Genomic DNA, 14,159 nt, shown 5'->3' with positions numbered 1-14,159 from the left:
GCCATCGCCGTGGACAGAGTTCAACGGGCTTTTTCCGCCGCTGCCAACAACTCCCGGCAATGCTCTTCCAAGTCCCGGTTCTGGCTCTGGTGGGCGAGACGCAAGCCCCGGTCCGCAAAGTATCGCGCCTTATCCGCGGATTTCAACCGGAGCATCTCCTCCGCCGCTGTGGTGTAAAGTTTCCCCTCCTGAGGGTATTGGGCAATCAAGCGCTCGAACGCCTCGACGGCATGATCTACGTCTTTCATGCGGACGTACACGTTGGCCCGTTTCAGTGCGTAATCGATGGCCCGCGCCCCCCTGTTGTGCTCGCTGTCGTATTGCTCCCCTCGCTGGATGAGATCGAGTGCCTCGGAATAATTCCCTTGAACCAGGGCACCTGTGATGGCCGCGGCGAAGAGGGGATAGCGGTCCGGCTTGCTAGGATCGAAGGGTTTGTCCACGCCGGCTCGTGCAAAAGCGACCGCCAATTCACGTGCTTCTAATCGCAAGGCAGCACGCATGGCTTGTTCGATCTCATCAACGGACATAACTTGGCGGTCTAGAGCGGCCAATTCGGCGATATTCATGGCGCTGATGTCTCGCGGCGGGACTGAAGCTGGTGTTGCACGGCTTGTGCTATGACCTGCTATTTCTCCTGTCGAAGCTTGTTGGGAGGACACAGCGGCGGGAACTGCCGCCTGCGCCGCCTCTGCTTCAGGCTCTGGAGTGGCGACATTGGTGTACTCCAGACCCAGTTTGTGCCGCAAGCGCTGGAAATCGTAGTAATGTTGCTCCGCTTCTGCCTTCGTCTCCTCCGACGGTTGATCCGGCAAACCCCTGACGGCACGATAGCATTCCTCCATGAAGCGCACAGCGCCAAAGAGCCGTTTCCGTAGTCGAGGACTGCCCATCGCATCCAGAGGTGAGTTCCCCTCCAGGGACTTGAGCGGTTGATGAAGCCAAGTGCCCTCAAAGTAGTCTGCTACGTACTGCAACCGCCGACGTTGCACTTCCGGGTCACTCTCGTAGCCCGGACGGACCAGCGTACCATAGAGAAGCGGCAATTCCCGGGGATCGGGGGTTCGGGTCCACACCCGCGGTGGTTCCAAGGCCATTTGGGATTGCTCGTACAATTCCTGGGCCAAAGATTGAGCCTGATTCTGATCGAGCGAGATGAGATGCAACTCCGGTGGGATAATCATGAAGCGGGCGCGAATGCGATACACGGGGGTATGCTCGCTCATGGCTAAGGTTGGGATTTCCTCCATGAAGAAACCACGGAGCACCCCCTCCTCTTCATGGAATTGCATCTGAGCGATAGCACCCAATCGATACTTTTCTTCGAAGAGTTGGAGCAGCCGTTGGAAATCGCGGATGGTCATGCTGCAAAAGTGGTACAGATAATTGGCTACGGACTCCATGCCTAAAGCGGTAAGCAGAACTTCGACCAAAGTGCCAGTCTGTTCGGCCAAGCGGTCGTCTACTTCGGCATCTAGAGAGCGGTACAAGGCCTCAACAGCACGAAGACTTTCCCCCTGCCAAGCGTAGATGAGGCCGAGATTGAACCAGGCCGCCGGATCGTCAGGGGTCTGTTGCACCAGTTGCTCATATCCCTGGCGGGCGTCGCTGAGTCGGCCAGTGATAAAACTTTCCGGGATGCTTCGACGCGTTCGACGCAGTGCGTGCCGCTGGCGGGCCGTTGGGGGCAGTCGGCTGTTCGGTCCAAACAGATCTTCATGGTAGCGATGCAACTCTGGCAGATCGGGCCGTAGTTGCAAAGCTCGATCCACGGCATAAATGGTCGCTAAGAATTGGCGGCACTGATGACTTAAGTCTGCAATTTTGGCATAGACATTCAGAAGCTGATCCTTGGCTTCGGGGGCTATTAGTTCTGCTGCTTTGTGGTAGAGCATCAGCGCGCCCTGTATCTCCCCTTCTTGCTGGCGTAACTGGCCGCGCATGTAAAATGCCATGCCTAACTTGGGGTCACGTTGCAACGCCTGATCGAGAGCCGCATCTGCCTGTTCCCACTGTCCGCTATGAGTTAGAAATTCGGCGTAGTAGAGCCACAAAGCCGCACGGTTGTCATGCTGCTGGAGCAACTCCTGGAAGAGTTTGTGGGCGGACTCATGTTGTCCTTCCTGAAGCAGCTCAAAAGCACGGTTCACTTGGGTCAGAAACGGGGCGCAGCACCACTTCACTTTCTTACCGCTCCCACAGGGACAGAAAGCATAAGGGTCGATACTCATGGGTTTCCTCGACTCGTTAGACTGCCCGGAATGGGATGTCCACTCGGCATTCCGCCGGGGTGCTTACTCCACATTCCGTGGGGATGAATGCATAGTAGGCTGGAATCTGTATTCCGGGAATAGGGCGTCGGGGAAAACTTCCGCGATCGGTTTGACTTGCGGCCAGACCGTTCTATCTTTCTGTGACCGAACCTTGTGTCAGGGAAGATGGTACACCCTGCACGCCGGATGTGGTATTGGCTGACTTTTTCACGTTCGGTGCAACGATGCAGGCCGGGATCAGAACTCGCAAGAAAATTGTGGATTCAGCTTTAGTTTTCTGCCTGAGAGGTGAGCACATCCATGGTCGGCAATGAACTGGGTGCCTGTGAATGGTTTGTCTGGGACCTCCGCCGCAGCGGCTTGATTGAACGCAGCACGCTCGATCAACTGGTGAGCGATTATCTAAAAGCTCATCCGCGAGCGGAAGCGCCTGCCTTGGCAGAATACCTCATCGGGCAAGGATTGCTGACGCCCTTCCAAGCGGAACGAATCCTCAACGGCAAGTCGCAGGGTTTGGTTCTGGGGCCATATGTGCTGCTCGACGCCATCGGATCGGGGAGTATGGGGCAAGTTTACAAGGCCGCTTCCCGCAATGATGATCGACTCTATGCCGTCAAGGTTCTGCCGCGGCGGAGCATGTGGAATGTGCGGCTTGCCCGCCGACAGGTGCGTGCCTTCCAAGGTTTCCAGCATCCGGCGGTCGTTCCTTTCCTGGATGTCGGCACCGCAGGCGGATTGCATTATCTCGTCTGGCCGCTCGTCGAGGGAACCCCGCTGGATCGGCTAGTTCAGGAGCGTGGCCCCTTGCCCGTCAATCGTACCGCACTCATCGGCGTACAGATTGCTCAGGGACTGAACGTCTGCCATCAAAACAATGTCTTCCACGGTCTCATCAAGCCCTCCAACATTATGATTGGTGCCCACAATCAAGTGCATATCCTGGACTTCGGCATCGGTTCACTCTTGGTCGAGAACGAAGGGGAAAGCCTGGTGGACACAATGTCCACGGCCAACACCCTGACGAGCGGCCTGGATTGCTGCAGCCCGGAAAGTATTTTGGAACCAAGTAATCGGACGCCGGCGGGGGATCAATACAGTCTGGGCTGTGTGCTGTACTTCTGCCTGACGGGTCGCGTGCCCTTCCCAGAAGGAAGTGCAGTGGAAAAGATGATGGCCCACCAAATGAAACAGCCCACGCCCATCCGGCAATTAGCACCCGATGTGCCGCCGGAGATAGAAGCCGTTATCATGCGCCTCATGGCCAAAAAACCGGAGGAGCGCTATGGCACCTGCGAGGAAGTGGCCGATGCCCTGGAACCGTTTGTCGGGGACGTTCGGCAGATACCGGATGGAGCACCCATGTTGACGGCCCCTCCTAAGCTCTCACAATCCAGCGGACGCATGCCAGGTTTGTCAAGCCGTTCCAGCGGTCAAAGGCCTGGCTTGTCAGCCGAGCGTTCCCTCTCCACGACCGCTCCTCTGGCGCGAACGCCGACTCCGCCGTCTCAGCCCGGTCTGCCTTCCTCCGCTGTGGGCACTGCTGGATCGGTTCCGCCGTCTGTACCTCGGACTCCTGCGCCTTCGGCCGAGCGCCGCTTAGGATCGCTTCCTCCGCCATCCTCACCGCCGGCAGCTCCAGCCCCTGCCTCAGCCGCTCCACGTGCCTCGGCCCAGTTTTCCCCTCCCCTGATCCCCCGCTCTCCCTTGCCTCCGCCTCCGGCCCGGTCCGCACCGCTTTTGCCTAGTCGCTCTGCCGTCGGTTTGTCTGTCTCCTCTTCGGCTGTAGCTGATGTTTCACACAACGAGGAAGCTGGCGCGCCCGCCTGGGCTGTCGAGGAGGAAGGGACACCCTCCAATCGTTTTGGTCCGCTCGGTGTCGTCGCCACCGCAGTGCTCTTGACCATCCTCGCCTATCTGGGAACGATCATGCTCCTACGCCAGTGATTGTCCCATGACATCAATACATGCCGGGCCGACTCCATTAAGATGAGTCAGTGGGAGCCAAGTAGCTTCCTGTTGACAGGGTGATGTGGCCTGGCTACATTGCTCGCTCTGAAGAGGATAACGGCACGGGATGGAACACTGGCAGCAGCGTTGGGAAAACGCGTGGAGGGAAATCGTTCTCAGACGCAGGACGGGACTGCAGGCGCGTCTGGGTCGCGCTCTGTTGCGGATCGCCAGTTGGCCGTATGGCGGGACTATCCGGCTGCGGAATTGGCTTTATGATCACCGCTGGCTTTCCATTCACGCGGCTGCAGTGCCTGTCATCAGTGTGGGTAACCTGAGCATGGGCGGTACGGGAAAAACTCCCTGCATCGAATACATTGCCCGCTACTATCGCCAGCGGGACATACGGGTGGCCGTTCTGAGCCGGGGTTATGGCGGCCTGGATTCCCGTAATGATGAAGCTCTACTGTTGGAAGAAAGCCTCCCAGACGTGCCGCATCTCCAGAATCCCGATCGAGTTGCCGCTGCGGAATGTGCTGTCCACGAGCTAGAAAGCCAGCTCCTTCTGCTCGACGACGGTTTTCAACACCGCCGCCTCCATCGCGACTTGGATATCGTGTTGCTCGATGCCACACAACCGCCAGAGAGGGATGCCCTTTTCCCGCGCGGTATGCTGCGCGAGCCGTTCACCGCTTTGGCCCGCGCCGGCCACCTCGTCATCACGCGAACAGATCAGGTTTCTCCCGCAGAACTGGACGCCCTGTACCGAAATATAACTCGGCGTTTCCCCTCCCTTCCCATCGCCCAGGCCATCCATGAACCCGAATCTCTCCGTTGGGGTGACAAAGTATTACCGCCGCAATCCTTGGCCGAACGCTCGGTCGTTGCGTTCTGTGGCTTGGGTCGACCGGATGCTTTCCGCCGCACGCTGGAGCAACTGGGGGCTAGGCTCCTCGACTTTCGCGTCTATCCGGACCACTACCCTTATACCTCGGCGGATGTCGCAGAACTCCACCGTTGGGCTGCTACGACGCCCCCGGACACCTGGATCGTGACCACACGCAAAGATTGGGTCAAACTTCGGCTGGACGAATTGGGCGGGCGGCCCCTGGGAACGCTGACTATCACCTGGCGTCTGACGACGGGTGCCGAAACCTTCCATGCTGCTCTGGATCGTATAAGCACCCTCATTCTCCAAGAGAGTACGCTGGAGGCAGAGCCGGGTAGCGTTTCCGGCAAGGAGTTCCCCGCTTCTCCCTGCGAAACGGCGATCACGGATGGCTCGCTGAATTCCACGAGGCAAGGATGCAACCCTTCGACCTAACCCGATTGCGAACTTACTCGCTCCACGATAGGCCCAGCAAAGTCTCAATCCAGGACTTGGGCACGCCGTGTGATCCTGCGCGGCCCATGACCGATTGGCTGGAAACCTTGCCCCGGCAACTCGCGGCAGTCGAACTGCGTAAAGTCCGGGATTACGTCCTGCAACGTCATCGTGATGGCAAATGTATTGCGGTTGCTCTCGGCGGGCATGTCATCAAAACCGGTTGTGCTCCCTATCTCATCGATCTGATCCGCAGAGGTGTCATCCGCGCCGTCGCCATGAACGGCTCAGCGGCCATCCATGACTTTGAATTGGCATACGCAGGAAAAACCAGCGAAGATGTGGCGGCTCAGCTCCCTCGCGGCGACTTCGGTATGGCCCGCGAGACCGCAGAAATCTTCGCTCAAGCTGTGGATTATGCCGCAACTCACCACTGCGGTTTGGGCTATGCTCTTGGTTGGCTCATCCAGCATCGCTGGAACTGCCCCCATGCAGATATCAGCCTCGTCGCTGCAGCGTGGCGTTACCGCATACCCTGCACCATCCACGTTGCCATCGGTACGGATATCGTTCACATGCATCCGCAACTCGATGGGGCCGCCCTTGGCACTGCTACCTTGCTCGACTTCCGCATCCTCTGCTCGGTGGTGTCCCAACTGCAGCACGGTCTTTGGTTCAATCTTGGTTCCGCAGTGATCATGCCGGAAGTCTTTCTCAAAGCTGTCTCAGTCGCGCGCAATTGCGGCTACGACCTCGAAGGACTTGTAACTGTGAACTTCGACAAAGAAGTGAAATATCGCACCGCCATGAATGTTCTTCGACGACCGGGAACTGAAGGGATCGAGATCATTGGCCATCACGAGCTACTAATTCCCTTGTGGCATGCCGCCATTGTTGCAGGTTTGCAAGAGTACAGACAGAATGTCTATGAAAACGATACGAAAGATATTATAAGAGATAATGAATATCAGCGGAGATCTGTAGCATAAGATTTGGCGTAGAAAAATAATTAATAAGTTGATAAACTATGAATGATATTATTCAATTATTACAGAGTGCAAAACAACCCCAGGTTGTGGTGGTGGGTGATATCATGCTCGACCGCTACATTTGGGGCAATGCGGAGCGGATCAGCCAAGAAGCCCCCGTGATCTTACTGCGTGCCGATCACCGCGAGGAAAGGTTAGGAGGGGCAGGCAGTGTCGCAATGATGCTCCGACATCTGGAGTGCAACGTTGCTGTTGTTGGGGTTGTCGGCCACGATGAAAACGCCGAGCGCGTTTTGACAATGATGCGTCAACTCGGAATCGACACATCCACGGTGGTCCCGGACTCATCACGCCCCACCACCGTGAAAGAACGGTACATCGGCCGAGCACAAACACGCCATCCCCAACAAATGATACGTGTTGATTATGAAGAGCGCCATACTATTAGTCAGAATATCGAATATGTGATTATACAAAGAGCGCTATCTCTAATAGATTCTGCAGATATTATATTAGTTAGCGACTATGATAAAGGTGTATGTACACCCACATTATTACAATTTCTGATATCTACTACTAAAAAGCGGGCCATTCCCTTGCTTGCAGATCCTATCCGCGGGGGAGATTATTCCAAATACCGTGGTTGTACGGCTCTGACCCCCAATCGCTTGGAAGCTGGATTGGCAGTAGGACGTACTCTCCACACGGTCGAAGATGCCCTCGAGGCTGCTGCTGAATTGCAGCATCGATTGGAATTGGAAGCAGGTATCGTCACTTTGGACAAGGATGGCATGGCTTTAGCCCACCGCGATGGGCGACGACAGCATTTTCCCACACGTCCCCGCCATGTCTATGACATCACCGGTGCCGGTGACATGGTGATGGCAGCGCTTGCCTTAGCCTTGGCAGCCAAAGCCGACTACGAAACTGCCGCTCGTCTCGCCAATATCGCCGGTGGCCTGGAAGTGGAACGTATTGGAGTATCTCCGGTCACGCGGGCGGATATCCTCGCTGACATCTTACACACGCCGACAAGTAACACTATTTTCCAATCTACGGACAAGATCGTAACACTACCGCGCCTCCTTCCCTTATTACAAATGCGGCGATCCTTGGGACAACGTATTGCTTTTACCAATGGATGCTTTGACGTTTTACATGCTGGTCATGTTCGTTATTTATCAGAAGCTCGACAGCAAGCTGATTGCTTAATTGTAGGACTAAACAGTGATACGAGTGTACGAAGTTTAAAAGGACCAACTCGACCTGTTAATCCTCACACAGAACGTGCTACAATCCTCGCAGCATTGCAAGATGTCGATTACGTCGTGCTGTTCGATGAACCGACTCCCCTCGCGCTGATCCAAGCGTTGCGTCCTGATGTCCTTGTCAAAGGTGGAGATTATCGCAAGGATCAGATCGTCGGCGCAGATTTTGTCGAAAGTTACGGAGGTAAGGTATATATCGCGCAATTTCATCGCGGATATTCAACAACATCATTGATTGAAAGGATAAAAGCTGCATGATTAAAAAAAATTCGGAAAATAGTCTGCCCTCAAATATCCCACGTACAATAGCTCTAATCCTTCCCAATTGGGTAGGTGATGCTGTGATGGCAACACCCGCCATTCGTGCCATCCGCCAAACCTATCCCGGAAGTGTCATCATCGGCGTCGGCCGTCCTCATATTGTAACCGACTTACTAGAAGGAGTGCCGTGGTTTGATCAAATTATTCCATGGGAGCGCAGACTAAACGGACCTAAAGGATTGTTGGCAACCAGTAAGATATTGAGACAATTCCGCCCGGATTGGGCCATCTTGTTTCCCAATTCATTTCGCGCCGCTGTATTAGCACGACTTGGTCGTTGCCAACAGATTATCGGTTTTGCCCGATATGGACGTTTCTGGTTGCTTCACCGTCCCGTTAACTATCCGCGCCAATTTCGTAAATCTACGCCTCATCCGATTATCGACGATTACAATCATTTGGCCCAAGCCGTCGGTACGCCACACCCTGGATATCGTATGGAGTTGTATGTTACACCTCAACATATAGATAACGCTGATTTATTCTGGAGGTCTTGCAAACTTGACACTTATAGTCAAGTGATAATGTTCCACTGTGGTGCTGCCTATGGATCATCCAAACTTTGGCCGATCGATCATTTCGCCCAACTGGCTCGATGGGTCACTCAGTGTTTACACGCCGCCGTTGTCATCCTCCACGGTCCCCAAGAAGAGTCGCTGGCAGCAGGGATAGTGCGTGCCAGTCGTAGTCCACATGTGTTTCATGTGGGCAGTGTAGCGCCACCCTCCTTGGGACTTACCAAAGCTCTCTTACGGCGTGCTGCGGCATTGGTTACGACCGACAGCGGACCGCGACATATTGCTGCTGCTTTAGGACGCCCCGTGGTCACACTCTTTGGACCTACACACATTGCCTGGACAGAAACATATTACGAATATGCTTTACACTTACAAAAAAAGGTTTCATGCGGTCCATGCCAAAAGCGTCAATGTCCCGAAAAACACCATCTCTGCATGAAAGCACTTAGACCGGAAGAAGTATTTGATGCATTGATACAAATTCTAGGTATTTATAACAGCAAAATTGTATCATGTAATAATTTGAAAAGATTATATGAGACTCGCCATGCAGCATAATACTTTAATATTTGGAAGTCGTAGGAGACATTTACGTGGGTATTATGACTTCCGTTCGAATGCTTCCTCATCGGGTTGGATAGTGGTGCATCCCTTAGTCGCTCAACGGATGCAGGAGTGTGGTCTATGGACAGCCGATGATTATCTTCAACTTCCTGGCGTGATCGTCAGTGGCCATCCTGATCGTCATGTTCGGCGTGTTTATCTCCCAAGAATCGGGCAAGCCTACTTGAAGAGGCAACACTATGTCACCCTTAAAGAGCGGTTTCGGAACTGGCGGCAGGGGCACGGCTGGGTTTCCCGTAGCGTTCGCGAAGGTCGAATGCTGCAACTAATATCTCAATTTACACAGAATGTACCGCAATGGCTTGCTTTTGGAGAAAATAATCGTAATCAAGCATTCTTATTAGTTGCCTCCTTGGATGATGCGGTGGATTTGCATCATTGGATCAAACGAAATGAGGGCCTAAATCCTCGGGATTTAGCCCGGCAGATCGGCGAGGTTATCGCACGATTTCACGATTATGGGTTCACCCTGCCAGACTTGACAGCCAAGCATATATTTGTCAATACAAAATCCCACCGGATCGTTGTTGTGGATTGGGCGTCCAGTAACCGCTGCTTGTTCGTACCCCTGCGAGATCGCATTAATGATCTAGCTCATTTGCATGCTTCAATCTCCCACGAGTCCGTCGGCGTGCGCGAACGTTTGGCTCTTCTCTCATCCGCCTTGGCGACATACCGTCAACAGTCTGCCTGCCGTTGGAACTTGCCAGAACTTGCCCGATGGATCGATCGGCTCAGTCAACATCGCTCTGCTCGGAGTTCCTTGCGAGAGCAACGGCAGAGTCAGGATGAAGCTCCCGAATTCATTTGGCTGGCTCAGGAAGCGGTATGTGTGACGCCTGAGGCAGCGCGTTGGTGGCCTCATCCGCCCATGGCTCCGCCTTTTTACGATGAAAACCATGATGATATGACATGGGTACTCCCCACCGGTGAGACCGGTTACTTAATACGCGGCTGTTCACGACTGACACTGAAGGGTCTGTGGAATAGTTGGCGTGGTTATCCCTTGTCAACGCCTGCCCAATACTGGGCACGGCTCTTGGTCCATCTCCAAAGACGAGGAGTGCCCGCAATACGTTTGCTAGCATTCGGACATCGTCTTCGCTCCTGGCATTCCGTAGAGTGGTTCGTGCTTTGTGCTCCCTACTCATTCCCTTGCAGCTTCGAGGATGACCGCCTGCTAATCGATTTAGGGCGCTTGCTCCGCCGGTTGCATGAGGCTAGTTGTTTATTGGCTCCCACGGCTATACACAATGCTTTTAGCGTTTATAATGATCAATTATATATTTGTCAAATAAAATATATAATTTATAGGAAAAGAATTAGCAAATGTAAAGCCATAAATAACTTATATAGTATATTAAAATATTTACCTTTTCATGTACATAAATTAATAAAATATGGATATGAGAAATAAAAGAATTGAATAAATTATTAAGTTAGTTATTAGTTTTATTATATCAATTAGGAGATGTTATGAGTCTTATCACTAAGATAGATGCCCTATTGAGCTGTTGGAGGTTTCATTGGAAATGCTGGCAGCGCAGAAGGTGCATCATAAGGTATAGTCCGGAATGGCCGGTTTTTGCCGGGCCGCGATGGGAAGAGCGGATTCTGAGCGAACCCGTAACGGATCGATTACACATTAAACAGGGACGTTCAATAGGTCGTCGTATATTTTTTTATGATGATTATGTATTAAGTGTATATTTAAAGCGTCATTATCATTTGCCGTGGTATTTGCGGTTGCTGGCTTTGCTCTGGCCAAGTCGAGCTTGGTCGCCGGGTTTGCAAGAATGGGAGAAGTTACGTTGGGCAGCCCAACAGGGTTGGCCAGTTCCTCGCGCGGTGGCGGCTGGGCAGTGGGTGGGGCCAGGCTGTAAGTTGCAAAGTTTCATTGCCATAGAAGAGTTAGGCGACATGCTCCCCTTACACGAGGCAATCCCAATCGCTGCGAAGTCGCTATCACCGGAGGCCTTCGCCGCTTGGAAACGTGCCTTATTTGCGGAATTGGCACGTTTGGTGGCCACCCTGCATCAGAATTGCATTTTTCATAAAGATTTATATCTATGTCATTTTTATATATATGAAACTCATATACTCGATACTAATAATGATATGAATAATAACGTATATTTCATTGACTTACACCGTCTCCAACGCCATCGATGGAGTGCCATCTGGTGGCAGGTCAAGGATCTTGCTCAGTTTTTCTTTTCTTGTGAGATTGACGAGGTGACTTCCTTTGATCGGCGGTTTTTTTGGCTTAGCTATTGTAAGCATATGAATATCCGAGGTATCAGAGAAAAGTTTTTATATAATTTTATTTTTTTCAAGATTAATTTGTATAAAAGACATGAACGTAGACGGAGGAAGCAATTATGCGGATCGCTCTCTGTTACGAGCGTGTGATTCCAGCTCGTGGTGGTGCGGAAACCTATGTTTGCGATCTAGCTCGAAGATTGGTACGAGATGGTCATACAGTTCATCTATTGGCTTCGGAGTGGGATGAGCAGGCGTTACCTTTAGCCCTGCACTATCATCGAATTCCCCCGGCAAAGGGGCCGCGATTTCTGCGCCCTTGGCGGTTTGGCCATGCATGTATCGCTGCTCTTTCTCAATGTGATTATGATGTCAGCATTGGTTTCGACAAGACATGGGGGCAAGACATTTTGTATCCACAAGGCGGATTACATGTTGCCTGTGCTGAGCATAATCTGTTCAAATATCGCCAGCCGTGGGTTCGTTTTCTGGCTTATTGCCTCAAGCGACTCGACCCGGCTTATTGGTCGTATCGTTTTTTGGAGAAGCGGCAGTATTGCGCGCCACCATTGCCCTGGATTGTCGTCAATAGCAGGATGGTCCAACGTCATTTCGAGATACACTATGGGATTTCCCCAGATAGAATCCAGGTTATTCCCAGTGCCATCGATTCCCAGCGTTTTGCAGCGGAGGATCGTTTCAAACGCCGATATGAGGAACGCCAGCGTTGGGGCGTGTCCGACGATGCCGTCGTTGCTCTTTTTGTTGCCATGAATTATCGTCTCAAGGGATTGGAACCATTGCTGCGTGCCCTGGCGAGTGTCACAAAGCCGTCATTGTATCTCGTGGTGGTGGGAAATCCTCGGTATCGCCGCTATGAGCGGCAAGCGCGCCGTTGGGGGATAGGAGATCGGCTTCGTTTTCTGGGACCGCGGCAGGATCCGCGGGATTGTTTTTTTGCGGCGGATTTTCTGGTGCATCCCACCTTTTACGATCCATGTTCGCTTGTGGTGCTGGAGGCTTTAGCGTGCGGCCTGCCCGTGGTGACGAGCTGCTATAACGGGGCGGCAGAATTGCTTCATCCGCCGTTAGAAGGCCTGGTGGTGGAAGATCCCCACGATACACCAGCCCTAGCTCGTGCCTTAGAGCGAATGTGTGATGCGGCTTATCGCCGGGAAGCCGCTGCCGCGGCCCGTGCTAGTGGACTGGCTTGGCGATTTGAGCACCACTATCAAGCGTTAATGGCTGTGCTGGAAAAGGTGCGGAGGAGCAAGTCCGCAGCTTGACGGCTTGGTGTCACATCTAAGAATGCATTCTGGCCGCTGACGTATTTCACGTCGGTCTCTTAAGATATCCATATGGAAATTGCAGGGGTGATTATAGGATTGTTGCTGGGAAGTTACCTGCTCGGCGCTCTGCCTTTCGGGTACTGGGTGGGGCGGTGGCGGGGTGTTAATCTGTTTACAGTAGGAAGTGGCAACATCGGTGCTACCAATGCAGGACGGGTGTTGGGCTGGCCGTATGGATTGCTCGTGTTTGTCTTGGACTGCGCGAAAGGTGCAATACCACCATTAGTTGTCGTTTCTTTGTATCAGGCAGGGTTGAACCAGGCGGTGGAGCCATTGATGGCTTCCCTGTTGCAAGTCGGGGCGGCAGCCTCGGCATTTCTCGGTCACCTCTATCCGGTCTATTTGAATTTTCGCGGAGGGAAGGGGATTGCAACGGGGGCAGGGACGGTGCTGGTGCTCGCCCCCTTGGCTGCCGCCGGCGCACTTTGCGTCTGGGGAATGACTGTGCTCGTCAGCCGGTATGTCTCGGTGGCCTCCTTGCTCGCGGCAGTTACATTATTGACAATTCACCTTAGTCTGGCACCCGAGCCGTGGTCGTCTTCGCAATGGCCACTCAATCTGTATTTGTTGTTCGGGGTGATTTTGGTGTTTGTCAAACATAGAAAGAACTTGCTGCGGCTGTGGCAAGGGCAAGAGAATCGATTGGGGGACTGGCCTATGCGACACGTATTGTTACGAGTTTTCCATCTCGTTGCCGTCGGGATGTGGTTTGGGGGAGCGTTTTTTTTCAATTTCTTGGCAGCACCAGCGATCTTTCGTTCTTTTGAGGAAGTCGTTCGTAGTGCGCCGTCGGACCGAACTGCCTACATGCCTCTGGTGCCACCAGAAGCTCCGGAGGAGCAGAAGAAGGCGTTGGCTAGTGCGCTGGCGGGAAGTGCGGTCGGGCCAATTTTCCCGCTCTATTTTGCCTTGCAAATGGGTTGTGCAGCTTTGGCTTTGTTGACGGCGCTGAGCTGGTGGAATGGCGGAGGCATCCACCGCTGGCGTGTGATCGTCATCGGGATCGCAGCGGCGGGAGTGTTGATCGGCTGGCCGCTCTCCGAATACGTTAGCGAATTACGTTTGGCGCGTTTCTCGGACGATCCGCTGACAGCACAAGCGGCGCAGTCTGCCTTCGGTGTCTGGCATGGCTACAGTTTGTTCTTGAGTCTGATCACGACGGTACTGGCTGGCGTGTGCCTCATACTGGCTGCTTGGTTGCCCTACGAAACAAGCAAGTCAAAATTTGACGTTTTTGATTCTATGAAAAATCAGTGAGTGAGATCGCAGATATGAACGGATGAT

Annotated in this window: 10 protein-coding genes; 9 read left to right on the top strand and 1 reads right to left on the bottom strand. The window is 53.3% G+C overall.

What is annotated here, in order from left to right; genetic code table 11:
- Positions 1-20: 20 nt before the first annotated feature.
- Positions 21-2,231, bottom strand: coding sequence for a tetratricopeptide repeat protein (locus H0921_RS02770; RefSeq protein WP_194536476.1), 2,211 nt, complete (start codon positions 2,229-2,231; stop codon positions 21-23).
- Between the two features lie 342 nt (positions 2,232-2,573).
- On the opposite strand from H0921_RS02770, the gene H0921_RS02765 reads away from it, so the two are divergent.
- The 9 genes from H0921_RS02765 (at position 2,574) to plsY (ending at position 14,132) form a co-directional block, all read left to right on the top strand.
- Positions 2,574-4,217 (top strand): serine/threonine protein kinase, encoded by a 1,644-nt coding sequence (locus H0921_RS02765; RefSeq protein ID WP_194536475.1) that lies wholly within the window; start codon positions 2,574-2,576, stop codon positions 4,215-4,217.
- A gap of 130 nt (positions 4,218-4,347) precedes the next feature.
- Complete coding sequence (lpxK, locus tag H0921_RS02760) at positions 4,348-5,544, top strand: tetraacyldisaccharide 4'-kinase (protein ID WP_194536474.1); 1,197 nt, start codon at positions 4,348-4,350, stop codon at positions 5,542-5,544.
- An 86-nt stretch (positions 5,545-5,630) separates the two neighbouring features.
- Positions 5,631-6,533: a hypothetical protein gene (locus H0921_RS02755; protein ID WP_194536473.1), complete on the top strand. Its 903-nt coding sequence runs from the start codon at positions 5,631-5,633 to the stop codon at positions 6,531-6,533.
- A gap of 38 nt (positions 6,534-6,571) precedes the next feature.
- A complete protein-coding gene (gene rfaE2, locus H0921_RS02750; RefSeq protein ID WP_194536472.1) occupies positions 6,572-8,059 on the top strand; it encodes a D-glycero-beta-D-manno-heptose 1-phosphate adenylyltransferase in 1,488 nt (495 codons plus the stop codon).
- Positions 8,056-9,198 carry a lipopolysaccharide heptosyltransferase II gene (gene waaF, locus H0921_RS02745; RefSeq protein WP_194536471.1) on the top strand — a complete coding sequence of 381 codons (1,143 nt, stop codon included), beginning with the start codon at positions 8,056-8,058 and terminating at the stop codon, positions 9,196-9,198. The genes rfaE2 and waaF overlap by 4 nt, the downstream gene beginning before the upstream one ends.
- Positions 9,176-10,681 (top strand): lipopolysaccharide kinase InaA family protein, encoded by a 1,506-nt coding sequence (locus H0921_RS18455; protein ID WP_194536470.1) that lies wholly within the window; start codon positions 9,176-9,178, stop codon positions 10,679-10,681. The genes waaF and H0921_RS18455 overlap by 23 nt, the downstream gene beginning before the upstream one ends.
- Before the next feature lie 59 nt (positions 10,682-10,740).
- Entirely contained in the window at positions 10,741-11,676 is a 936-nt protein-coding gene (locus H0921_RS02735) for a lipopolysaccharide kinase InaA family protein (protein WP_194536469.1), read from the top strand.
- Positions 11,646-12,812 (top strand): glycosyltransferase family 4 protein, encoded by a 1,167-nt coding sequence (locus tag H0921_RS02730; RefSeq protein WP_194536468.1) that lies wholly within the window; start codon positions 11,646-11,648, stop codon positions 12,810-12,812. Before H0921_RS02735 ends, H0921_RS02730 begins: the two co-directional genes overlap by 31 nt.
- Before the next feature lie 72 nt (positions 12,813-12,884).
- Positions 12,885-14,132, top strand: a complete 1,248-nt coding sequence (gene plsY, locus H0921_RS02725; RefSeq protein ID WP_194536467.1) for a glycerol-3-phosphate 1-O-acyltransferase PlsY — start codon at positions 12,885-12,887, stop codon at positions 14,130-14,132.
- Positions 14,133-14,159: the final 27 nt, after the last annotated feature.

The organism is Thermogemmata fonticola, from assembly GCF_013694095.1.
GTDB lineage: Bacteria > Planctomycetota > Planctomycetia > Gemmatales > Gemmataceae > Thermogemmata > Thermogemmata fonticola.
This window is presented reverse-complemented; position numbering and strand designations above follow the sequence as displayed.